The sequence below is a fragment of the Catenuloplanes indicus genome (genome assembly GCF_030813715.1).
GTDB lineage: Bacteria > Actinomycetota > Actinomycetes > Mycobacteriales > Micromonosporaceae > Catenuloplanes > Catenuloplanes indicus.
Genome location: NZ_JAUSUZ010000001.1, coordinates 3,770,420 through 3,791,053, shown reverse-complemented (window position 1 = coordinate 3,791,053; position 20,634 = coordinate 3,770,420). Strand labels below are relative to the sequence as shown.

At 72.8% G+C, this 20,634-nt stretch carries 19 protein-coding genes; 12 read left to right on the top strand and 7 right to left on the bottom strand.

Going from position 1 to position 20,634, the window contains the following annotated elements; all coding sequences use genetic code 11:
- Position 1: 1 nt before the first annotated feature.
- Entirely contained in the window at positions 2 to 1,429 is a 1,428-nt protein-coding gene (locus tag J2S42_RS17015; protein WP_307240318.1) for a gamma-aminobutyraldehyde dehydrogenase, read from the bottom strand.
- A gap of 106 nt (positions 1,430 to 1,535) precedes the next feature.
- Here J2S42_RS17015 and J2S42_RS17010 point away from each other — a divergent pair, with 106 nt between their 5' ends.
- The 11 genes from J2S42_RS17010 (at position 1,536) to J2S42_RS16960 (ending at position 13,233) form a co-directional block, all read left to right on the top strand.
- Positions 1,536 to 2,960, top strand: a complete 1,425-nt coding sequence (locus J2S42_RS17010) for an aldehyde dehydrogenase family protein (RefSeq protein ID WP_307240316.1) — start codon at positions 1,536 to 1,538, stop codon at positions 2,958 to 2,960.
- Between the two features lie 77 nt (positions 2,961 to 3,037).
- Positions 3,038 to 3,706, top strand: coding sequence for a deoxyribonuclease V (nfi, locus tag J2S42_RS17005; protein WP_307240314.1), 669 nt, complete (start codon positions 3,038 to 3,040; stop codon positions 3,704 to 3,706).
- Between the two features lie 77 nt (positions 3,707 to 3,783).
- Entirely contained in the window at positions 3,784 to 4,839 is a 1,056-nt protein-coding gene (locus tag J2S42_RS17000) for a hypothetical protein (protein ID WP_307240312.1), read from the top strand.
- Between the two features lie 145 nt (positions 4,840 to 4,984).
- Positions 4,985 to 6,361 carry a phosphomannomutase/phosphoglucomutase gene (locus J2S42_RS16995; protein ID WP_307240310.1) on the top strand — a complete coding sequence of 459 codons (1,377 nt, stop codon included), beginning with the start codon at positions 4,985 to 4,987 and terminating at the stop codon, positions 6,359 to 6,361.
- Positions 6,362 to 6,414: 53 nt separating this feature from the next.
- A complete protein-coding gene (locus J2S42_RS16990; RefSeq protein ID WP_307240307.1) occupies positions 6,415 to 6,624 on the top strand; it encodes a Trm112 family protein in 210 nt (69 codons plus the stop codon).
- Positions 6,624 to 7,847, top strand: a complete 1,224-nt coding sequence (locus tag J2S42_RS16985; protein ID WP_307240305.1) for an SIS domain-containing protein — start codon at positions 6,624 to 6,626, stop codon at positions 7,845 to 7,847. Before J2S42_RS16990 ends, J2S42_RS16985 begins: the two co-directional genes overlap by 1 nt.
- A 3-nt stretch (positions 7,848 to 7,850) precedes the next feature.
- Positions 7,851 to 8,852 carry a cation diffusion facilitator family transporter gene (locus tag J2S42_RS16980; RefSeq protein WP_307240303.1) on the top strand — a complete coding sequence of 334 codons (1,002 nt, stop codon included), beginning with the start codon at positions 7,851 to 7,853 and terminating at the stop codon, positions 8,850 to 8,852.
- 2 nt (positions 8,853 to 8,854) lie between these two features.
- Complete coding sequence (gene manA, locus J2S42_RS16975; RefSeq protein WP_307240302.1) at positions 8,855 to 9,967, top strand: mannose-6-phosphate isomerase, class I; 1,113 nt, start codon at positions 8,855 to 8,857, stop codon at positions 9,965 to 9,967.
- A gap of 325 nt (positions 9,968 to 10,292) precedes the next feature.
- Entirely contained in the window at positions 10,293 to 11,765 is a 1,473-nt protein-coding gene (ahcY, locus tag J2S42_RS16970) for an adenosylhomocysteinase (RefSeq protein WP_307240300.1), read from the top strand.
- Between the two features lie 362 nt (positions 11,766 to 12,127).
- Positions 12,128 to 12,991, top strand: coding sequence for a helix-turn-helix domain-containing protein (locus J2S42_RS16965; RefSeq protein ID WP_307240298.1), 864 nt, complete (start codon positions 12,128 to 12,130; stop codon positions 12,989 to 12,991).
- A 35-nt stretch (positions 12,992 to 13,026) separates the two neighbouring features.
- Positions 13,027 to 13,233, top strand: a complete 207-nt coding sequence (locus tag J2S42_RS16960) for a DUF397 domain-containing protein (RefSeq protein ID WP_307240296.1) — start codon at positions 13,027 to 13,029, stop codon at positions 13,231 to 13,233.
- 43 nt (positions 13,234 to 13,276) lie between these two features.
- On the opposite strand, the gene J2S42_RS16955 is transcribed toward J2S42_RS16960, so the two are convergent.
- Positions 13,277 to 14,296 carry an RDD family protein gene (locus J2S42_RS16955; RefSeq protein ID WP_307240294.1) on the bottom strand — a complete coding sequence of 340 codons (1,020 nt, stop codon included), beginning with the start codon at positions 14,294 to 14,296 and terminating at the stop codon, positions 13,277 to 13,279.
- Positions 14,297 to 14,342: 46 nt separating this feature from the next.
- Between J2S42_RS16955 and J2S42_RS16950 the strand changes: the two genes are divergently transcribed.
- Positions 14,343 to 15,293 carry a stage II sporulation protein M gene (locus J2S42_RS16950; protein WP_307240293.1) on the top strand — a complete coding sequence of 317 codons (951 nt, stop codon included), beginning with the start codon at positions 14,343 to 14,345 and terminating at the stop codon, positions 15,291 to 15,293.
- An 86-nt stretch (positions 15,294 to 15,379) separates the two neighbouring features.
- Here J2S42_RS16950 and J2S42_RS16945 read toward each other — a convergent pair whose 3' ends face one another.
- From J2S42_RS16945 to J2S42_RS16925, 5 genes are read right to left on the bottom strand one after another with little or no spacing between them, the layout of a single operon-like run.
- Positions 15,380 to 16,822, bottom strand: a complete 1,443-nt coding sequence (locus tag J2S42_RS16945; RefSeq protein ID WP_307248801.1) for a DUF58 domain-containing protein — start codon at positions 16,820 to 16,822, stop codon at positions 15,380 to 15,382.
- On the bottom strand, positions 16,822 to 17,802 hold the full coding sequence (locus J2S42_RS16940) for an AAA family ATPase (RefSeq protein WP_307240291.1): 981 nt from the start codon (positions 17,800 to 17,802) through the stop codon (positions 16,822 to 16,824). The genes J2S42_RS16945 and J2S42_RS16940 overlap by 1 nt, the downstream gene beginning before the upstream one ends.
- The gene (locus tag J2S42_RS16935; RefSeq protein WP_307240289.1) at positions 17,799 to 19,127 is read right to left on the bottom strand and encodes a DUF4350 domain-containing protein; all 1,329 of its coding nucleotides are present in this window, start codon (positions 19,125 to 19,127) and stop codon (positions 17,799 to 17,801) included. The genes J2S42_RS16940 and J2S42_RS16935 overlap by 4 nt, the downstream gene beginning before the upstream one ends.
- Positions 19,124 to 19,696: a DUF4129 domain-containing protein gene (locus tag J2S42_RS16930; RefSeq protein ID WP_307240288.1), complete on the bottom strand. Its 573-nt coding sequence runs from the start codon at positions 19,694 to 19,696 to the stop codon at positions 19,124 to 19,126. Before J2S42_RS16930 ends, J2S42_RS16935 begins: the two co-directional genes overlap by 4 nt.
- Positions 19,697 to 19,751: 55 nt before the next feature.
- Positions 19,752 to 20,603, bottom strand: a complete 852-nt coding sequence (locus J2S42_RS16925; protein ID WP_307240286.1) for a hypothetical protein — start codon at positions 20,601 to 20,603, stop codon at positions 19,752 to 19,754.
- Positions 20,604 to 20,634 lie beyond the last annotated feature (31 nt).

Genomic DNA, 20,634 nt, shown 5'->3' with positions numbered 1-20,634 from the left:
CTCAGACCTCGATGTTGTGCATGACGTGCTTGACCCGGGTGTAGTCCTCCAGCGAGTACAGCGACAGGTCCTTGCCGTACCCGCTGTGCTTGAACCCGCCGTGCGGCATCTCGGACACGAACGGGATGTGCGTGTTGACCCAGACGCACCCGAAGTCGAGGCGGCGCGTCATCCGCATCGCGCGGCCGTGGTCGCGGGTCCAGACGGACGCGGCCAGGCCGTAGTCGACGCCGTTGGCCCAGCACACCGCCTCGTCCTCGTCGGAGAACCGCTGCACGGTGATCACCGGCCCGAACACCTCGTCCTGGATCACCTCGTCGTCCTGCCGTACGCCCGAGACGACCGTCGGCGCGTAGAAGAACCCGCGGTCGCCGACCCGCGCGCCACCGGTCTCGACGGACGCGTGCGCGGGCAGCCGGTCGACGAAACCCGTGACGCGGGCCAGCTGCGCCGCGTTGTTCAGCGGTCCGTAGGCGACGCCGGGGTCGTCCGGCAGCCCGGTGCGGGTGGCGCGCGCCTCCGAGGTCAGCGCCGCCACCAGGTCCGGGTAGACGCCCGGCGCGGCCAGCACGCGCGTCGCGGCGGTGCAGTCCTGGCCGGCGTTGAAGTAGCCGCCGCCCGCGATCGCCGCGGCCGCGGCCGCCACGTCCGCGTCGTCGAAGAGCACGACCGGCGCCTTGCCGCCCAGCTCCAGGTGGGTGCGCTTGAGGTCGGGCGCGGCGGACGCGAGCACCTCCCGGCCGGCCCGGGTGGAGCCGGTGATCGAGACGAACTGCGGCGTGCGGTGCGAGACGAGCGCGCGGCCGGTGTCCCGGTCGCCGGCGACCACGTTGAACACGCCCGGCGGCAGGAACTCGGCCGCGATCTCGGCGAGCAGCAGCGTGGAGACCGGCGTGGTGTCGGACGGCTTGAGCACCACGGTGTTGCCGGCCGCGAGCGCCGGCGCGATCTTCCAGATGGCCATCATCAGCGGGTAGTTCCACGGCGTGACCTGGGCACAGACGCCGATCGGCTCGCGCCGCACGTACGACTCGTGGCCGGCCAGGTAGTTGCCGGCCGACCTGCCCTCCAGCATGCGGGCCGCACCGGCGAAGAAACGCAGCTGGTCGACGGACGGCGGCAGTTCCTCGTCCGCGGTGAGCTGCCGGGGCTTGCCGGTGTTGCGGACCTCCGCGTCGACCAGCTCGGCCGCACGCGACTCGACTGCGTCGGCGATCTTCAGGAGGGCCCGCTGCCGTTCGGCCGGTGTGGTGTCCCGCCAGCTCTCGAACGCGGTGGCGGCGGCGGACATGGCCGCATCCACGTCGCGTTCGCCGGAGACCGGCGCCTGCGCGAAGACCTCGCCGGTGGCCGGGTCGATCAGGTCGGACCACCGGCCGTCGGCCGGGTCGGCGTACTTACCGTTCACGAAGTTGCGAAGAACCTGCATGTCATCTCCGTAGGACCGCGGTATCCGTCACTCCGCAGCCATCCTCGCCACGAAAACCGTAGCGGGCAAGAGGACTAGGCTCGGGGGAGACGGAAGGATTCGCGTCATGGACATGATCCCGTTCTACGTCGCCGGCCGCCCGGTGCACGGCGACGACGAGGTGATCGTGCGGCATCCGTACGACGGCGCCGTGGTCGGCCGCACCAGCTTCGCCACGCCCGCGCAGGTGGACGAGGCGCTGGCGAAGGCGACGGTCACGCCGACGCCCGCGCACGTCCGGGCCGCCGCGCTCGATCACGTCTCACGACGGCTGGCGGAGCGCGCGGACGAGGTGGCCCGCCTTATCACCGCGGAGAACGGCAAGCCGCTGAAGTGGGCGCGCGCCGAGGCCGGCCGCGCGGTGTCGGTGTTCCGCTGGGCCGCGGAGGAGGCACGCCGGTTCGCCGGTGAGATGCAGCGGCTGGACACGGACCCGGCCGGCGAGGGCCGGCTGGCGCTGGTCCGGCGCGTGCCGCGCGGCGCCGTGCTCGGCATCTCGCCGTTCAACTTCCCGCTGAACCTGGTCGCGCACAAGGTGGCGCCGGCGATCGCGGCCGGTGTGCCGATCGTGCTCAAGCCGGCGCCGGCCACGCCGCTGTCCGCACTGCTGCTGGGCGAGCTGCTGGCCGAGACGGAGCTGCCGGAGGGTGCGTTCTCCGTGCTGCCGCTGCCGAACGACCGCACCGCCGAGCTGGTCGAGGACCCGCGCCTGCCGGTGATCTCGTTCACCGGATCCGGCCCGGTCGGCGGCCTGATCCAGGAGTCGGTGCCGCGCAAGCACGTGACGCTGGAGCTGGGCGGCAACGCGGCGGCCGTGATCTGCGCGGACTGGTCCTCGGACGCGGACCTGGAGCACGCGGCGCAGCGCATCGCGACCTTCTCCAACTACCAGGCCGGCCAGAGTTGCATCGCGGTGCAGCGCGTCTTCGCACACGCGGACGTCTACGACCGTTTCGTGGCGAAACTGAAGGACCGGACCGAGGCGCTCACGACCGGCGACCCGAACGACGAGGCGACCGACGTCGGCCCGCTGATCAGCGAGGACGCGGCGAAGCGGGTCGAGGCGTGGGTGGACGAGGCGTTGCGCGCCGGCGCGGAGGCGCTGACCGGCGGCGAGCGCGAGGGCTCCACGTACCCTCCGACGATCTTGGTGAACGTGCCCGCCGGGGCGAAGGTGCTGGCGGAGGAGGTGTTCGGCCCGGTCCTGGCCGTGCAGCGGGTGGTGAGCGACGAGGCCGCGTTCACCGCCGTCAACGACTCCGCCTACGGGCTGCAGGCCGGCGTGTTCACCCACGATCTCCAGACCGCGTTCGCCGCGCACCAGTCGCTGCAGGTCGGCGGCGTGATCATCGGCGACGTGCCGTCCTACCGCGCGGACCAGATGCCCTACGGCGGCGTGAAGGGCAGCGGTGTCGGCCGCGAGGGCGTCCGCTCCGCGATGGAGGATTACACCGAACCCCGCGTCCTGGTGCTCACCGGCATCACCCTCTGAGAACCAGAAAATCCCATCAACGGTACGGGCGCCACCCCACCCGCCCGTGCTCCGAGCCCGACCGGAGGCCCCGTACCGTGACCGCCGCCTGGCCCACCACCGTCGCCGAGGCCGAGGCCGAGCAGGACCGCCTCCGCGGGCTGGTCGACCTGACCGACGCACCGGTATCGCCGAGGACCGTGGCCGGTCTGGACGTCGCCTACGCGGACGGCGACGAGCGGCTGGTCGCGGCCGTGGTGGTGCTGGACGCGGCCACGCTGGAACCGGTCGACGAGGCGGTCACCATCGGCCGTCCCGCGTTCCCGTACGTCCCGGGCCTGTTCGCGTTCCGCGAGATCCCCGCGCTGCTGGCCGCGCTGGACCGGCTCAGCACCCGCCCCGACCTGCTGGTCTGCGACGGTCACGGCCTGGCCCACCCGCGCCGCTTCGGTCTCGCCTGCCACCTCGGCGTGCTCACCGGCCTGCCCGCGCTGGGCGTCGGCAAGACGCACCTGACCGGCGAGTGGGCGATGCCGGGGGAGCGGCGCGGCGATGCGAGCCCGATCTCGCTCGATGGGGTGACGGTCGGCACCGTGCTGCGCACCCAGGACCGGGTGCGGCCGGTGTTCGTCTCGCCCGGCCACCGGATCTCCGTGGCCGGCGCGGCCGCGCAGGTCCTGGCGCTCGCCCCGCGGTTCCGCCTGCCGGAGACGACCCGGGCCGCGGACCATGCGTGCCGCGCCGCGCTCGCTGGACGTACCCGGTGAATTGGTCTTAAAAGGGTTGGCTTATCGACCGAACGACGGCTTCGGCGTTGTCGCACCGGCGATGTAGCCTCCCAGACATGCTTGTACGGCGATGGGTGGCGCATGCCCTGATGGCGATGGTGGCCGGGCTGCTCGGTGCCGTCACGCTGGGTGTCGCGCCTGCTTACGCGGACGAGGTCGCGGTGAGCGCGCCCAGCTCGTTCACCGCGGGCAACGGGCCGCAGAACGTCGACATCCGGCTGCGCCGGGAGGACGACGGCTGCATCCGGGCCCGCGCCCAGCTGCGCATCCGCGCCGACGACCTGAGCCCGGACCAGGTCGTGGTCGCGGTCAACTCGGGCGGCCAGACCGTGCAGGTGCAGCTGAGCGCGCAGGCCGACGGCGACTACGTCACGCAGCTGGTGCAGCCGGCCGAGGCGGAGATGTGCGAGCGGCGCAACCGGCAGCAGACCGTCCGGTTCCGCGTCGCGTTCGGGCCGAACGCGCCGAACGGCGAGGTTCGGTTCGAGGGCTTCATGCTCGACGAGAACGACAACCGCCTGGCCGACGGCGACGACGAGGCGCAGATCCGCGGCGGTGAGCCCGCGCCCAAGCCCAGCCCGTCGAAGAGCCCGTCCAAGAGCCCGTCGCCGTCTCCCACGCCGGAGGAGGAGAAGACCGAGGAGGCCGCGGCCGCGCCCACCTTCGAGTCGCTCCCGCCGGACCCGGCCGGCCCGGTGTCGCTGAAGTCGAACGACAGCCTGTTCGGTGGGCTCGGCGTGCCGATCGCGATCGGTGTGGTCATGGTCGGCGTCGGCGTGGCGCTGATCGTGCTGCTGGTCCGGCGCAACCGCGCGGAGGACGACGGCGGTGCGTTCGCCGGCTCCGGCGGCTCGTGGCCGCGCGGCGGCGGTGGCAGCGGTGGCGGCGGTGACGGTGGCGGCGTCTACGGCGCCGGTCCGCGCACGGCCGGCTGGAGCGGCGCGACCGAGGGTGCCACGCAGATGCTGCCCGCACAGCCGCCGGCGGGTGGCCGGCCGCCGGTCGACCTGCCCACGCAGCGCTACCCGGGCGTGCCGTCCGGCCCGAACGCGAACCGGGCGCGCAGCACGCCGCCGGATCCGACCACCCGGTTGCCTAGAGTGACGGAGTAGTACCCCCGCGCATCCTCTTCGTCATGTGCCCGTGACCGAGCCGCAGCATCCCGGTCACCCGCCTCATCACGTCCGGTGAACAAGGCTCCGATACGCTTCCCCGGTCGGCTACACAGGCGTAGGACGAGGCGTGAGGAGCGTTGAGTTGGCTGAGCTGTCACGGATCGTGAAGGCGTACGACGTGCGCGGTACGGTCCCGGACGAGTTCGACACCGCGGCCGCGTGCGCGCTGGGCCAGGCGTTCGTGGAGACGCTGCGTGATCGCGGCGACGACGCCGACCGCATCGTGATCGCGCACGACATGCGTGAGTCCGGCCCGGCGCTGGCCGAGTCGTTCGCGGCCGGTGCGATCGCGGCCGGTGCCCAGGTGGTGCACGCGGGTCTCGGCTCGACCGACCTGCTCTACTACGCGTCCGGCGTGCTCGGCCTGCCCGGCGCGATGTTCACCGCCAGCCACAACCCGGCGCGGTACAACGGCATCAAGATGTGCAAGGCCGGTGCCAAACCGATCGGTCAGGACAGCGGCCTGTCGCAGATCCGGGACCGGGCGCAGCAGTTGCTGGACGACGGCCTGACGCCGGTCGGCGAGGTGCCGGTGGAGCGCCGCGATCTGCTGGCCGACTATGCGGCGCACCTGCGCTCGCTGGTCGACCTGTCCGGCATCCGCCCGCTCAAGGTGGTCGTGGACGCGGGCAACGGCATGGGCGGACACACCGTACCGGCCGTGCTCGGTGACGCCGTGCTGGCCGGCCTGCCGCTGGAGATCGTGCCGCTCTACTTCGAGCTGGACGGCTCGTTCCCGAACCACGAGGCCAACCCGCTGGAGCCGGCCAACCTGGTCGACCTGCAGGCCGCCGTGGTCGAGCACGGCGCGGACATCGGCCTGGCGTTCGACGGCGACGCGGACCGCTGCTTCGTCATCGACGAGAACGGCGCGCCGGTGTCCCCGTCCGCGATCACCGCGCTGGTCGCGGTGCGCGAGCTGGCCAAGCACCCGGGCGGCATCGTCATCCACAACCTGATCACCTCGACCGCGGTGCCGGAGATCGTCGTCGAGCACGGCGGCAAGCCGGTCCGCACCCGGGTGGGCCACTCGTTCATCAAGGCGGAGATGGCGAAGACCGACGCGGTGTTCGGCGGTGAGCACTCCGCGCACTACTACTTCCGCGACTTCTGGGGCGCGGACACCGGCATGCTGGCCGCGATGCACGTGCTGGCCGCGCTCGGCGAGCAGGACCGGCCGCTCTCCGAACTGGGCGCCGCCTACGAGCGGTACGTCGCGTCCGGTGAGATCAACTCCACGGTGTCCGACGCGGCCGCGAAGACCGCGGAGGTGCGCGCCGCGTTCGCCGGCCGCCCGACGGACGAGCTGGACGGCCTGACCATCACGTTCGAGGACGGCGCGTGGATCAACCTCCGCCCGTCCAACACGGAGCCGCTGCTGCGACTCAACGTGGAGGCGCCGACCGCGGAGCGCATGGCGCAGCTGCGCGACGACGTTCTCGCCATCGTTCGCGGTTAGGCTTCGGGGGTTGCGGGGAACACCCCCGCGGGACCCCTGGAAAGGAGCCGTTCGTGGCCCTGGATCCGCAGTTGCTGGAGATCATCGCTTGCCCGGACACGCACCGTGCGCCGCTCGCCCATGACGCGGCCACGGGCACGCTGACCTGCACCGAGTGTGGGCGGCGGTTCCGGGTCGAGGACGACATCCCGGTGATGCTGCTGGACGAGGCACGAACGGCTCCGACGGGTCCGCAGCACACGGACCAGGAGGAAGACCGCTGATGGGCAACCCGGTGGACGGCACCGCGGGGATTCAGGGCCGGCGCGTCGCCGACGAGAGCATCCTCGACGACGAGGAGCTGATGGCCGCGCGGGACCCGGGCGGCATGCTCCGGGCCACCGCGTCCGCGGGCGCCCAGGTCCGTGAGTCCGCGCAGCTGGCGGCGGAGGCGAACCTCAACGCGCTGTCCGACGAGGGCCGGCCGCGCGCGGTCGTGATCGCCGGGGCCGGCACCGCGGTGCTCACCGCGGACATCCTGCGTACGGTCGCCGGGCCGCGCTGCCCGGCGCCGGTGATCGCGCACCGCAGCCCGGGCGTGCCCGGCTGGGTCGGCGCGGCGGACGTGGTGATCGCGGTCTCCGCCTCCGGCCGTAGCCCGGAGGCGCTGGCCGCCGCCGAGGCCGCGGCCCGGCGCGGTGCCCGGCTGGTCGCGATCGGCGCGCCGGACTCCCGGCTGCAGTCGATCGCCGAGTCGGCCCGTGCGCCGTTCATCGGCGTGCCGCGCCGCGCACCGGCCCGCGCCAGCCTGTGGTCGCTGGCCGTACCGGTGCTGCTGGCCGCGCGGCAGCTCGACCTCGTGAAGATCAACGAGGCCGACCTGGCGGAGACCGCGACCCGGCTGGACACGGACGCGGACCGCTGCCGCCCCGGCCTGGAGTCGTTCGTCAACCCGGCGAAGTCGCTGGCGCTCGGCCTGGCCGGCTCGGTGCCGATCGTCTGGGGCTCGTCGCCGCTGGCCACCGTGGCCGCGCGCCGGTTCGCCGACACGCTCTCCGCGAACGCACGGTACCCGGTGGTCGCCGGCGGTCTCGGTGAGGCCGGCCGCGGCCGGGTGGGCCTGCTCGACGGCGTCTTCGGCGGCCTGGTCGAGGGTGAGCGGGACATCTTCGCCGACCCGGAGGACGAGGGAGACCAGACCCGGCTGCGGATCGTGCTGCTGCGCGACGGCGGCATCGACCCGCAGGAGGCGAACGACGAGCCGGTCGCGGTCGAGGAGCGGCGCGCGGACGCGGTGCAGACGCTCGCGGAACGACGTGGCGTGCGCTGCGACGTGGTGACCGCGGAGGGCGGCTCCACGCTGGAGCGGCTGGCGTCGCTGATCGCGGTCCCGGACTTCGCGTCGATCTACCTGGCGCTGGCGCACGGTCTCGACCCGATGGCGGTGCCGGCGATCTCCGAGATGAAGGAACTGGCCAACCCGATCCGCACCGAAGGGATCAACTGACCGATGAGCACCGGCGAGGGCGGCAAGGCGATCATCGCGGCGCTGGCCGCGAACCTGGGCATCGCGGCCACGAAGTTCGTCGCGTTCCTGCTGACACAGTCCTCGTCGATGCTGGCCGAGTCGATCCACTCGGTCGCCGACTCGGGTAATCAGGCGCTGCTGCTGCTCGGCGGGCGACGAGCCCGCCGGGCAGCGACGCCGGCCCACCCGTTCGGGTACGGCCGGGAGCGCTACATCTACGCGTTCATCGTCTCGATCGTGCTGTTCTCGCTGGGCGGGCTGTTCGCGCTGTACGAGGCCTACCACAAGTGGCACGAGGCGCACACCGACCCGAACCACGGCGCCATCACGTCGTGGCACTGGGTGCCGGTCGCGGTGCTGGTCGCCGCGATCTGCATGGAGGGCTTCTCGTTCCGCACCGCGATCAAGGAGTCCAACCACACCCGTGGCGACGCCTCGTGGCGGCAGTTCATCCGCCGCGCCAAGGCGCCGGAGCTGCCGGTCGTGCTGCTGGAGGACTTCGGCGCGCTGATCGGCCTGGTCCTGGCGCTCCTCGGCGTCGGTCTCACGCTGATCACCGGCCACGGCGTGTGGGACGCGCTCGGCACCGGCGCGATCGGCGTGCTGCTGGTCTGCATCGCGATCATCCTGGCGGTCGAGACGAAGAGCCTGCTGCTCGGCGAGGGCGCGTCCGCGCCGGACCAGGCCGCGATCGAGCGCGCGCTGCTGGACGGCGCCGCGGTCCGGCAGATCATCCACATGCGCACCATGCATCTCGGCCCGGAGGAGCTGCTGGTCGCAGCGAAGTTCGCGGTGGACGCGACCGAGACCGCGGCGGACGTGACCCGGCACATCAACGAGGCGGAGGCGCGCATCCGGGCGGCCGTGCCGATCGCCCGGATCATCTACCTGGAGCCGGACGTGTACGACCCGGAGGCGGCGGCCGCGCCGAAATCCGGGTACGACGGCACGCAGCTGGCTTCCGAGACACTCACGGGGAACTGAACATGCAGGCTCTGACCAGCGTCATCCGCCCGTACGCGTGGGGTTCGCGCGCCGCGATCGCCGAGATCCAGGGCCGGCCCACGCCCACCGCCGGGCCGGAGGCGGAACTGTGGATCGGCGCGCACCCGGCGGACCCGTCGCGGGTCGGCGGCACCGGACTGGACACGCTGCTGGCCGCGGAGCCGGACCGGCTGCTCGGCCCGGCCGTGGTGGAGCGGTTCGGCGCCCGGCTGCCGTACCTGATGAAGGTCCTCGCGGCCGACGCGCCGCTGTCGTTGCAGGCGCACCCGACGCTGGAGCACGCGAACGCGCGGTTCGCCGAGGGGCACGACGGCTACGTCGACGCGAACCACAAGCCGGAGCTGCTGGTCGCGCTGACCCCGTTCGACGCGCTCTGCGGCTTCGCCGACCCGGCCGTCTCGGCGGACACGCTGGAGTCGCTCGGCATCGCGGAACTCGCGCCGGTGGTAGCGGCGCTGCGGACCGGGCCGGCGGGCCTGCGCGAGGCCGTGCGCACGCTGCTGACCTGGCCGGTCGAGGAGCGTGCCGGTCTGGTGAAGGCCGCGGTGGCGGCCGGCACCGCGCCGCTCGCCGGTGAGCTGGCCCGGTTCTATCCCGAGGACACCGGTGTGCTGGTGGCGCTGCTGCTCAACCACGTGCGGCTGGAACCGGGGCAGGCGATCTGGATGCCGGCCGGGAACCTGCACGCGTACCTGCGCGGCACCGGCGTCGAGATCATGGCGGCCAGTGACAACGTGCTCCGCGGCGGCATGACGCCGAAGCAGGTGGACGTGGACGAGCTACTCGGCGTGCTGCGTTTCGAGGTGCTGAGCGAGCCGCTGCACCCGGCCGTGGAACCGGCTGAGGGTGTCCGGGCCTGGCCGGTGCCGGTGCCGGACTTCCTGCTGCACCGGATCACGCCGGGCGGCCGCACGGTCACGCTGGACGTGCCCGGGCCGCGCGTGGTGCTGGCCGTGGGCGGTCCGGTGCGGGCGGACGACGGGCAGGCCGTGGTGGAGATCGCACCCGGCACGGCCGCGTTCTCCGGCGCGGACGCGGGCCCGCTGCGCCTCTCCGGCGCCGGCGAGGCCTTCGTGGCAGCCGTCGGGCTCTGACGAATCCACAGCATCGGGCGCCGTGTTTCACGGCGCCCGATGCTGTATGTCCGTATTTCGCTATCCGCTTCTCTGTACCAATCCTGATTTTTGCTGTTTTTGGTTGACAGTTAGGTTGCGGAGTGTGAGGCTATAACTACGCAAGGCCACGGGGTGGTCGCGCGGACATGCCAAACCGGGGGGATGCACGGGGCGGTCGGGACTCACGTCACCGACCGCCCCGTGCGCATGTCCGGAGGGCGGTGACCAGCGCGATTCCACGGCTACAACCGGCGACGCGTAAAGTAGTGGGTCGGTCATCGGTGACGTATCGACAGGAGCTTTCATGACCAGCACCCTTCCCGTCCGCCCCCAGACCGTCGCTGAGGGCGACTACAAGGTGGCCGACCTGTCGCTCGCCGCCTTCGGGCGCAAGGAGATCCAGCTCGCCGAGCACGAGATGCCCGGCCTGATGTCGATCCGGCGTGAGTACGCGGACGCGCAGCCCCTGCGCGGCGCGCGGATCACCGGCTCGCTGCACATGACGATCCAGACCGCCGTGCTGATCGAGACGCTGACCGCGCTCGGCGCCGAGGTCCGCTGGGCGTCCTGCAACATCTTCTCCACCCAGGACCACGCCGCCGCCGCGATCGTGGTCGGCCCGAACGGCACCCCCGAGGCGCCGTCCGGCGTGCCGGTCTACGCCTGGAAGGGCGAGACGCTGGAGGAGTACTGGTGGTGCACCGAGCAGATCCTGCTCTGGCCGGACGGCAAGGGCCCGAACATGATCCTGGACGACGGCGGTGACGCCACGCTCCTGGTCCACAAGGGCGCCGAGTTCGAGAAGCTGGGCGCGGTCCCGGCCATCGACACCGCCGACTCCGAGGAGTACGCGGTCATCCTGGCCACGCTGCACAAGTCGCTCGCCGAGGACAAGCAGCGGTGGACGAACATCGCGGCCGGCATCAAGGGCGTGACCGAGGAGACCACCACCGGCGTGCACCGCCTCTACGAGATGCAGGCCGCCGGCAACCTGCTCTTCCCGGCGATCAACGTCAACGACTCGGTCACCAAGAGCAAGTTCGACAACAAGTACGGCTGCCGCCACTCGCTGATCGACGGCATCAACCGCGCCACCGACGTGCTGATCGGTGGCAAGGTGGCCGTGGTCTTCGGTTACGGCGACGTCGGCAAGGGCTGCGCGGACTCGCTGCGCGGCCAGGGTGCCCGCGTCATCGTCACCGAGATCGACCCGATCTGCGCGCTGCAGGCCGCGATGGACGGCTACCAGGTCGCCACGATCGACGACGTGGTCGAGACCGCGGACATCTTCGTGACCGCGACCGGCTGCTTCAACGTCATCACCGCCGACCACATGGCGCGGATGAAGCACAACGCGATCGTCGGCAACATCGGCCACTTCGACAACGAGATCGACATGGCCGGGCTGTACCGGCGTGCCGACGTCGAGCGGATCAACATCAAGCCGCAGGTGGACGAGTTCAAGTTCGCCGACGGCCACTCGATCATCGTGCTGTCCGAGGGCCGCCTGCTGAACCTCGGCAACGCGACCGGCCACCCGTCGTTCGTCATGTCGAACTCGTTCGCGAACCAGACGATCGCGCAGATCGAGCTGTTCACGAAGATCGAGGAGTACCCGATCGGCGTCTACGTGCTGCCGAAGCACCTGGACGAGAAGGTCGCCCGCCTGCACCTGGACGCGCTCGGCGTGAAGCTGACCGAGCTGACCAAGGAGCAGGCCGCGTACCTGAACGTGCCGGTCGAGGGCCCGTACAAGTCGGACCACTACCGCTACTGATTCTCCGGCGGAAAAGATCAGGGGCGCCCGGCCACGGTGGGGCGCCCCTGATCCTCTACTACGGTCGCGCCCATGTCGCAGGTCGCGGCGGTGATGTCCGGTTTGCGCGAGCGCCCGGAATGCACGACAGGAGGGGCGGAGGACCGGCGTTTGCCGCCGCCGGAACCCACCCCTCCTGAGCGCTGATCCCCTCGGTGGGCCGGGCTCGGGACCGCCGTTGCCGCCCGGGTCCCGTCCTGGCTCAGTGCTCATTAGGCCACTTGCAGACCGGGGATGCAAGTGCAGATCGATGCGGGCTTGTTGCACTCGACACCGCCGTGGCCTGCACCGTCCTAATCGGATCTTGCAGTAACGTGTTGCCGATGGCCGTGAAGCCCAGCCCCACCACCCTACGACGGCAGCTCGGCGCCGAACTACGTCGCCTGCGCGAGGCCACCCGCCGCACCGTTGCCGACGTGGCGCGCTCGCTGGGCTGGTCGGAGAGCAAACTCAGCCGGATCGAGACCGCCCACACCGGCATCCGCAACCGCGATCTGGACGCGCTCCTCGACACCTATGCCGTGCCGGACGACGACCGCCGCCGCATCCACGCGGTCGCGGTCCAGTCCCGCCAGCGTGCCTGGTGGGAGGCGTACGGCGACGTGCTCCCGGACGCGTACGAGACCTACATCGGCTTCGAGGCCGAGGTGGTCCGGCTCCGCGCGTACGAGGCGCTGCTGGTGCCGGGCCTGCTGCAGACCGACGAGTACGCGCGGGAGATCTTCCGGACCGACGACCTGCGCCCGGACGGCCGACCGGCCCGGGACGACGAGATAGAGCAACGCGCCGCGGTGCGGCTGGCCCGGCAGGCCGTGATCGGCCGGCAGCCCGCACCCGACCTGCTCTGGGTGCTCGACGAGGCCGTGCTGCGTCGCCGGGTGGGCGGCCGCGAGGTCCAGCGACGCCAGCTGGGTCGCCTGGTCGAGGTTTCCGACCGGCCGAACGTCACCATTCTGGTGGTTCCCTTCGACGCCGGCGCACACTCCGGGCTCGCCGGATCGTTCTGCATCATGGACTTCGCCGGTGGGCAGCGACTCGTCTACGCCGATTCTCGGACCGGCGGAACCTTCCGCGAGCAACCCGAGGAAGTGGACGGATACGCGACCAGCTTCGAAGGCCTGCGTGACGTCGCGTTGCCGCCGGAGAAGTCGATCGAATTCATCCGGGCGGCGGCGCGCGAGATATAACCCCGGAACCCCATTCAGAGAGGATGGTGGCGCGGATGCTTGCCGCGTCGCACGGCCATGTCCTGCCATGGCGCAAGAGCAGTCGGAGTTCCTCCAACGGCGCCTGTGTCGAGGTCGCCGCGATGCCCCGGTCGGTGCACGTGCGGGACTCGAAGGACCCGGACGGCCCGATGCTCACGGTCGGCCACGAGGCCTGGACGCACCTGATCGGTGTCGTCTCCGACGGACGTATCGCCCGCTAGCGGTACGCGGAAACACCCCCGGCGGACGTACCCGCTGGGGGTCTTATTCTTTCCGGTCCTCCGACGGCGCGGCGGCGCGCAGCGTGCTGGCCATCGGCGGGGGAGTCATGCCGGTCCAGTCCGGGAGCTGGCGGTCCGCCTGCCACGGCGGGCGCGGCCAGGTCTGACTCGGCCACTCCGCGCGCGCATCCGGCGGCACCGGGAGCGGCGGGCGGAAGCCGGGCTGCGGCAGGCTCGGCCAGAGCGCGGCCGAGACCGAACGGTTGCGGGCCAGCCGGTGCGTGGCGCGGCGGTGCCGTTCCGCCAGCACCGCGGCCAGATAGGCCCAGTCCGGCACGCCCGGTGGCGGCGGTGGCGCGGTGACGGACGCGACCTCGGCCGCGAGTGCACGCCCGAGGCGGCTGCGGTCCGGCTCGACCAGCGTGCTGCCCCGGGACAGGAAATGCCGGACCGCGAGCGCCAGATCGTCACCGAGCCCGGTCAGGTCCAGCGTGAGCGCCCAGCCGGCCAGCGCCGGCGGCATGCCCGGCACCCACCCCCACCCGGTCGCGGCCCGGTCGTGGATGACGATCGTGCCGGCCGCGAGATCGCCGAGCCGTTTGCCGAGCGGGTTGGTCAGCATCGTGAACAGGCTCGCGATCCAGGTGACCAGCGGCAGCACCAGCCCCGGCCACTCCAGCGCCACGCCGACCAGCGCGCGGGTGAACGCGTGCCGCAGCTGGATCGGCCCGCCGTCGTCGCGGACCACCCGGATGCCGACCAGCGACTTGCCGGCGGTCCGCCCGCCGGACACCGTCTCCGTGATCGTCGGGTAGCCGACCAGCACCAGCGCGGTCACGATCACGGTCAGCGCGCTCATCACGGCCTCGTCCAGCCGGCCCAGTAGCCCGGAGATGCCCAGCGCCAGCAGCAGCGTCGTGGTGATGCTCAGCGCCAGCCCGATCTGGACCACGATGTCGACCGCGAGCGCCAGCACCCGCGACCCCGGCCGGGCCACTCGGATCTCGACCTCGACCGCCTCACCGGAGACCAGGCCGCCACCTGCCGCATTCCCGTCCGCCACGCGCACAGTGAAACACTATGCCGGACGGCCGTGGTCAGGGGGATTAGTGGATCTTGATGCGTACGTGGCGGAGCACGACGGCGAGTGGCGCCGGCTGGAGCAGCTCTCCCGCGGTCGCCGGCTATCTGCTGCCGAGGTCGACGAGCTGCTCGCGCTCTACCAGCGCGCCACCACCCACCTGTCCGTGGTCCGCAGCCGCTCACCCGACCCGACCCTGGTCGCCCGCCTCTCCCGCCTGGTCCTCACCGCCCGCGCCACCGTCACCGGCGGCCGCCGCCTGCGCCTCACCGACGCCACCCGGTTCGTCACGCACGGCTTCCCGCGCGCCGTCTACCGTGCCTGGCCCTGGTGGTCCGGCGTGGCCGTGGCGTTCTGCGCGCTCACCGCGTTCCTGATGTCCTGGGTCTCCACCCACCCGGAGAGCGCCGCCGCGTTCATCGGCGAGGAGCGGGCCCGGAGCCTGGTGGAGAGCGAGTTCGCCGGTTACTACACGGAGTTCCTGCCCGCGTCGTTCGCGTTCCACCTCTGGACCCACAACGCCTGGCTGGCCGCCCAGTGCCTGGCCTCCGGCGTGCTGATCGTCCCGGTCGTCTGGCTGCTCTGGCAGAACGCGCTCAACATCGGGGTGGTGGGCGGCGTGATGATCGACCACGGGAGCGCGGACCAGTTCTTCGGTCTGATCACCCCGCACGGGCTGCTGGAACTGACCGGGATCTTCGTCGCGGCCGGGGTGGGGCTGCGGATCGGGTGGGCGTGGATCGCGCCGGGTCCGGACCGGACCCGGGGCCGGGCGCTCGCGGAAACGGCGCGGGAGGGAATGGTGGCGGCGGTCGGGTTGATCGGCGTGTTCGGGGTCTCGGCGTTGATCGAAGCGCTGGTGACGCCGTCGCCGATGCCGACGGCGTTCCGGATCGGGGTGGGCGCGGCGGTGTGGCTCGCGTTTCTCGGTTATGTGCTGGTGCTGGGGTCCCGGGCTCGTCAACTCGAGGATTCGTAGGCGCTGAACTTCCGGATCAGAGGCGCTGTCCGAGCCCGCCGGAGACGCCCTGAACAGCTACCGGCAGCGCCTGCACCCGATCGCCGTCACAGCCGGCCAGCCGCTTTGAGCGTGAGGTAAGCGTCGCTCACCCGGGAGGCGAACTGATCCAGCGGCGCATCGACCACCTCAACCCCATGACGGGTGAGCGCCGCCCGGACACGATCGCGTTCCGCATAGGCCTGGTGGGCGGCCGCCGCCGCATAGGCCTGTTCCGGCGTGTCCGGCGGCTGCCCGGTCAACGCGGCCAGCGCCGGATCGTGCACCGAGGCGAGGACGACCTTGTGCCGAGCCGCCAGCCTGGGTAGGACCGGGAGCAGGCCTTCGCCGAGCGGTCCCGGTTCCAGCGTGGTGAACAGCACGACCAGTGCCCGCTTGCGTTCCCGGCGCAGGATCTCGCCCACGACCAGCTCGAAGTCGGTCTCGACCAGCGCCGGCTGCAACGGCGCGAGCGCGTCCACGAGCCGGGGCAGCAGGGCCTCGCGGCCTGCGCCGGAGACGGCCGCGCGCACAGCGGTGTCCACCGCCAGCAGGTCGACCCGGTCACCGGCCCGGGCGGCGAGCGCCGCCAGCAGCAGCGCGGCATCGATCGCGGCATCCAGCCGCGGCTCACCGTGCCGCGGCACCCCCTCCCCTCCGGCGCCGATAAGCCCTCCGCCGGAAGACCCCGTGCTGGAAGGCCCCGCGCCGGAAGACCCCGTGCTGGAAGGCACTGCGGCCAGCCAGTCCGGCCGCCGCCCCGGGGCGGCGGTGCGGTCGACCCGGACCGCGGACGTGCGTCCCGTGTCGATGACGCAGAGGACTCGCCGGTCCCGTTCCGGCCGCCAGGTGCGGACCAGGACGTCAGAGCGCCGCGCGCTCGCCCGCCAGTCGATCGACCGGACATCGTCGCCGGCCACGTACTCCCGGAGCGCGTCGAACTCCGTGCCCTGGCCGCGGCCCCGGGTCACGGTGGAACCGTCCAGGATGCGCAGCCGGGACACCTTCTCCGCCAGGAACCGGCGGGACTCGAACCGCGGCAGCGTCCGCAGCGTCCATTCCGGCGTCACCGGACGGCCCGCGAGCTGCCGGAACGCGACCCCCATCGGCCCGTGCGAGCGCACCGTGACGCGGACCGCCGGCCGGTCGCCGCGCCGGGTGGGCCGCAGCCGGGTCTCGACGATCCCGGTGTCCCCGGGCTCGACCTCCAGCCGGTGTACGGCACGGGCGGCTCCGGCCGACGGCACCCAGTCGTCGCGGATCTCCGCGCGCAGCGTCCGTACCCCCCGGTTGTGGATGTGCAGGTGCACCACGGCCGCGTCGCCGAGCCGGACCGCGCGTGCACCCTCGCGGGTGAGCGTGACATGCCGGAGCGCGGCCGCGGCGCGGACGTCGAGCACGGCCAGCAGCGTGACGGCCGCCAGCACCACGGCCAGGCCGATCCACGGCCACGGCCACAGCGGCATGGTCAGGGCACCGGCGGCCAGCAGCAGCGCGGCACGCCAGGTGATCATCGCGGGGCCGGGACGGACGCGAGCACGGACTCGAGTACCGCGTCCGTGGTCACGCCCTCCAGCTCGGCCTCCGGGCGCAGCCGGACGCGGTGCCGGAGCGTGGCGCGGGCGACCTGCTTGACGTCGTCCGGCGTGACGTAGTCGCGGCCGGCCAGCCAGCCCCACGCCTTCGACGTGGACAGCAGAGCGGTCGCGCCGCGTGGCGACGCGCCCAGTTCGAACGCGGGTGACACGCGGGTGGCGCGGCAGATGTCGACCATGTAGGCCAGCACCGGGTCGGCGACCGCGACCCGGGCGACGGCGGCACGCCCGGCGTTCAGGTCGGCCGCGGTGGCGACCTGCCGGACCCCGGCGGCGGCGAGGTCGCGCGGGTCGAAGCCGGCGTGGTGTGCGCGGAGCACGCCCAGCTCCTCGTCGCGGTTGGGCAGCGGCACGGTCAGCTTGAGCAGGAACCGGTCGAGCTGTGCCTCGGGCAGCGGGTAGGTGCCCTCGTACTCGACCGGGTTCTGGGTGGCGGCCACGATGAACACGTCCGGCAGCAGCCGCGGCACGCCCTCCACCGAGACCTGCCGCTCCTCCATCACCTCGAGCAGCGCGGACTGGGTCTTCGGCGGCGTCCGGTTGATCTCGTCGGCGAGCAGCAGGTTCGTGAAGACCGGTCCGTTGCGGAACTCGAACTTCGCGGTGTGCGGGTCGTAGACGAGCGAGCCGGTCACGTCGCCGGGCATCAGGTCCGGCGTGAACTGCAGACGCTTCGCGTCCAGGTCGAGTGCCGCCGCCACGGTACGGATGAGCAGCGTCTTCGCCACGCCCGGCACGCCTTCGAGGAGTACGTGACCGCGGCACAGCAGCGCGATGAGCACGCCGGTGACCACCGAGTCCTGTCCCACCACCGCCTTGGCCACCTCGGCGCGCAGCCGGTGCAGCGGCTCCCGGGCGTCGTCGGTGGTCGCCACCGCGAGCGCGTTCTGGGTCACCGGTCGTCTCCTTCGTGTGTCACGGCGGTGGTCAGCTCGTGCAGCGCGCGGGCCAGCCAGACCAGCTCGCCGTCGTCGGTCACCTGGAAGTCGTACAGCACGTGGCGCACCTCCCGCTCGTCCGACCGCAGATGCGCGGCGACGGCGGCGCTCAGGTCGGCGTCCGGGGCGAGCCGGAGGCGGTGGGTGAGCCGCTGCCGGGCGGCCTCGCGGAGGATCTCCGCGCTGTGCGCGGCGGCGCGGGCCCGCCGGTAGAGGCGGCCCCGGCCGAGCACGGTCTCGTGCGCGCGGACCTGGACCGGCAGCGGTTCCAGGACCGGCGGGCCGAGGCGGCGGGCCCGCCACAGCGCGGTGGCCAGCGCGGCCGCGGCGAGCAGCACCAGCATGGCCCAGAACCAGGGCGGAAACGCGTCCAGCACCGGGTTCTCGTCCGGCGGGGCCGGGCCGTCCGCGCGCTGGTCGCCGCCGGAGTCACCGGCGTCACCGTCGTCCGGTCCGGCGCCGCCGCCCGGCTGTGGGCTGCCGTCCGGTGCGGGCTGTTCGCCGGGGCCGCTGGTGTCGCCGTCGCCGGGCACGTCCGGGTAGAGCGACGGTGGCGCGTCCGGGCCCTCCGGCCGGGTGGAGGCGTAGAGCGGCGGCGGTTCCAGCCGGTGCCGGTCCAGCCAGATCATCCGCCCGCGCGCACCGAGCAGCCCGACCGCGAGCCGTTCGTTGCCGTGCTCGCGGATCCGGTCGTTGCGGAACGGGTCGCCGGCGCCGATCACGTACGTCTCGGCCGTGAGGTCGTGCGCGCGGACCAGGCCGTGGCCGTAGCAGGCCGGGCCGGTGCCGGTGTAGCGCTGGCGCAGCGCGGCCGCGATGCCGGCGGCGCGTGCCTCGTCGATCCGGCACGGCCCGGCCTGTTCCGCGTCCGGCGGGACCGCCTTGGTGGTCCACCGCCGGCTCTGCGCGGTGACGCCGAGTCCGGCCGCGCGCAGCGCCGGGCCGCCCGGCGCGACCAGCACGATCCGGGTGGTGGGCGGCAGCAGTTCGAGCATGCGCAGGTATTCCGGGTGGATCGCCTCCGGCGCCGGGATGAACAGCGTGGCGTTTCCCCGGTACGCCTCGACCAGCGCGTCCGACGTCCTGGTCAGGTGCCGGACGTCGACGCCGGTGGCGCGCAGTGCCCGGTCGAGCGCGCTGCCGCCGATCGCGGTGGTGACCGTGGGGGACAGATAGTCCTCCGCCGACGGGTCCGGCTCCTCGATCGCGTACGTGATGCCGGTGGTCAGCAGCAGGACCAGTGCGATCGCGACCGGGACGAGGATCCGGTAACGGCGTTTCACCGTCCGCCGCCCTTCAGCGCCGCGCCGAGCTCGGCGGTGAGCTCCCGCATGCGCCGGTCGTGGCCCGGTTCGGCCGGGCGCTGGCCGTACCAGATGTCGGAGAAGATGGTCGCGGCCGTGCGCAGCGGTGCGCCGAGCGCGGGCCGGGCGCGGGCGGCGGCACCGGCCAGCTCCGTCACGGTCCACTCCGGGTGGTGCTCGATGACCCGCTGCTCGACCAGTTCCCGGACCATCGCGCGGTGCCGTTCCCGGACCGCCTCGGCGTACCGGCCCTCGGCCGCGTACCGGTCGGCGAGCGTGCTGAGCGACGCGGACGGCATGGTCGGCAGCGTGTCGATCTCCACGGTCTCGACCGCCTCGGCCGGTGCCGGGCGTGGCGCGCGCCGTCGGCGTCGCCGCCATCGGGGCAGGCGCGGCCGGGGCAGCCGGCGCGGCACCCAGGCCGGGTACGCATACCAGAGGATCGCGATCACGAACGCGGTGAGCAGCACGATGAGCATGGCGGTGCCGGCTCCGATCGCGTCGTCGATCGCGCCCACCGTCTCGGTCCACCACCTGCTGAAACTCATGCCGTGCCCCCGGCGAGGGGACGGTTTCGCCGTGGCCGGCGCCTCGCATGCTCGCTCACGGTAACGCCCCCTGTGCCAGCGCGGCCGGGGTGACCGGCCCGTGCGCGCGGGCTCGGGCCAGCCGGATGTCCAGGCCCTCGGTGCGCATCCGGGTCTCCAGGTAGACGACCGCGTCCAGGCAGGCCAGCGTCGGGTACGCGATCGTGTTCGCCAGCGTCCAGACCACGAAGCCGAGCGGCGCGGCCCAGGCCGGGTGGGTCAGCCCGAGCAGGTCCATCGTGTAGACGCCGGAGACCGCGAGCGCGATCCGCATGGCCAGCCAACCCGCCGCGCCGAGCAGCCGGACCCAGAGCCCGCGCGCGCCGTGCCGGGTCGCGATGGACATGCCACGCAGGACCGCGCGCCCGGCCGGCAGCCGGTCCACCAGCAGCACCGGGATGATCATCCCGGTCAGCCCGTAGACGATCGGCCACATCACGATCGTGGACCCGGCGAACAGCGTGAGCAGCCCGGTCAGCGCCGCGACCAGCACGATGGGGCCGAGCCTGGCGCCGCGCGGGGCGAGCACCCGGCGCGCGGGCAGTCGCGTGCCGAGCAACGCGGCCGATGCGGCGCGCGCGGCGAACCCGCCGAGCAGCATGATCACGATCGCCTCGGTGGCCGCGCCGACCACCAGCAGGACCCAGAACCGATCAAGATCTTCCCACTGCGGTACGTACGTGGGCGGCCGCGCGCCGGCCCAGGCGCGGACCGGCGCGAGCGCGACCTGCTCCGTCGCGGCCAGCAGCAGGCCGGCCGGCAGCAGCGCGCGGGCGTTGTCGCGCAGCACGCCGACCGCGGCGTCCAGCAGCTCACCGACGGTGAGTGGACGCTGCGGAAGCGCGGCGGACGGGCCGGCGTGATCCAAACCGAGGGCTCCCTGGGGCGGGGAATGCTGG

Excerpts from the sequence above, each read along its gene's own strand:
- manA (WP_307240302.1), top strand. The coding sequence starts at position 8,855 with ATGCAGGCTCTGACCAGCGTCATCCGCCCGTACGCGTGGGGTTCGCGC.
- J2S42_RS16985 (WP_307240305.1), top strand. The coding sequence starts at position 6,624 with ATGGGCAACCCGGTGGACGGCACCGCGGGGATTCAGGGCCGGCGCGTC.
- J2S42_RS16965 (WP_307240298.1), top strand. The coding sequence starts at position 12,128 with ATGGCCGTGAAGCCCAGCCCCACCACCCTACGACGGCAGCTCGGCGCC.
- ahcY (WP_307240300.1), top strand. The coding sequence starts at position 10,293 with ATGACCAGCACCCTTCCCGTCCGCCCCCAGACCGTCGCTGAGGGCGAC.
- J2S42_RS17000 (WP_307240312.1), top strand. The coding sequence starts at position 3,784 with ATGCTTGTACGGCGATGGGTGGCGCATGCCCTGATGGCGATGGTGGCC.
- J2S42_RS16930 (WP_307240288.1), bottom strand. The coding sequence starts at position 19,696 with ATGAGTTTCAGCAGGTGGTGGACCGAGACGGTGGGCGCGATCGACGAC.
- J2S42_RS16960 (WP_307240296.1), top strand. The coding sequence starts at position 13,027 with ATGCTTGCCGCGTCGCACGGCCATGTCCTGCCATGGCGCAAGAGCAGT.
- J2S42_RS17015 (WP_307240318.1), bottom strand. The coding sequence starts at position 1,429 with ATGCAGGTTCTTCGCAACTTCGTGAACGGTAAGTACGCCGACCCGGCC.
- J2S42_RS16980 (WP_307240303.1), top strand. The coding sequence starts at position 7,851 with ATGAGCACCGGCGAGGGCGGCAAGGCGATCATCGCGGCGCTGGCCGCG.
- J2S42_RS17010 (WP_307240316.1), top strand. The coding sequence starts at position 1,536 with ATGGACATGATCCCGTTCTACGTCGCCGGCCGCCCGGTGCACGGCGAC.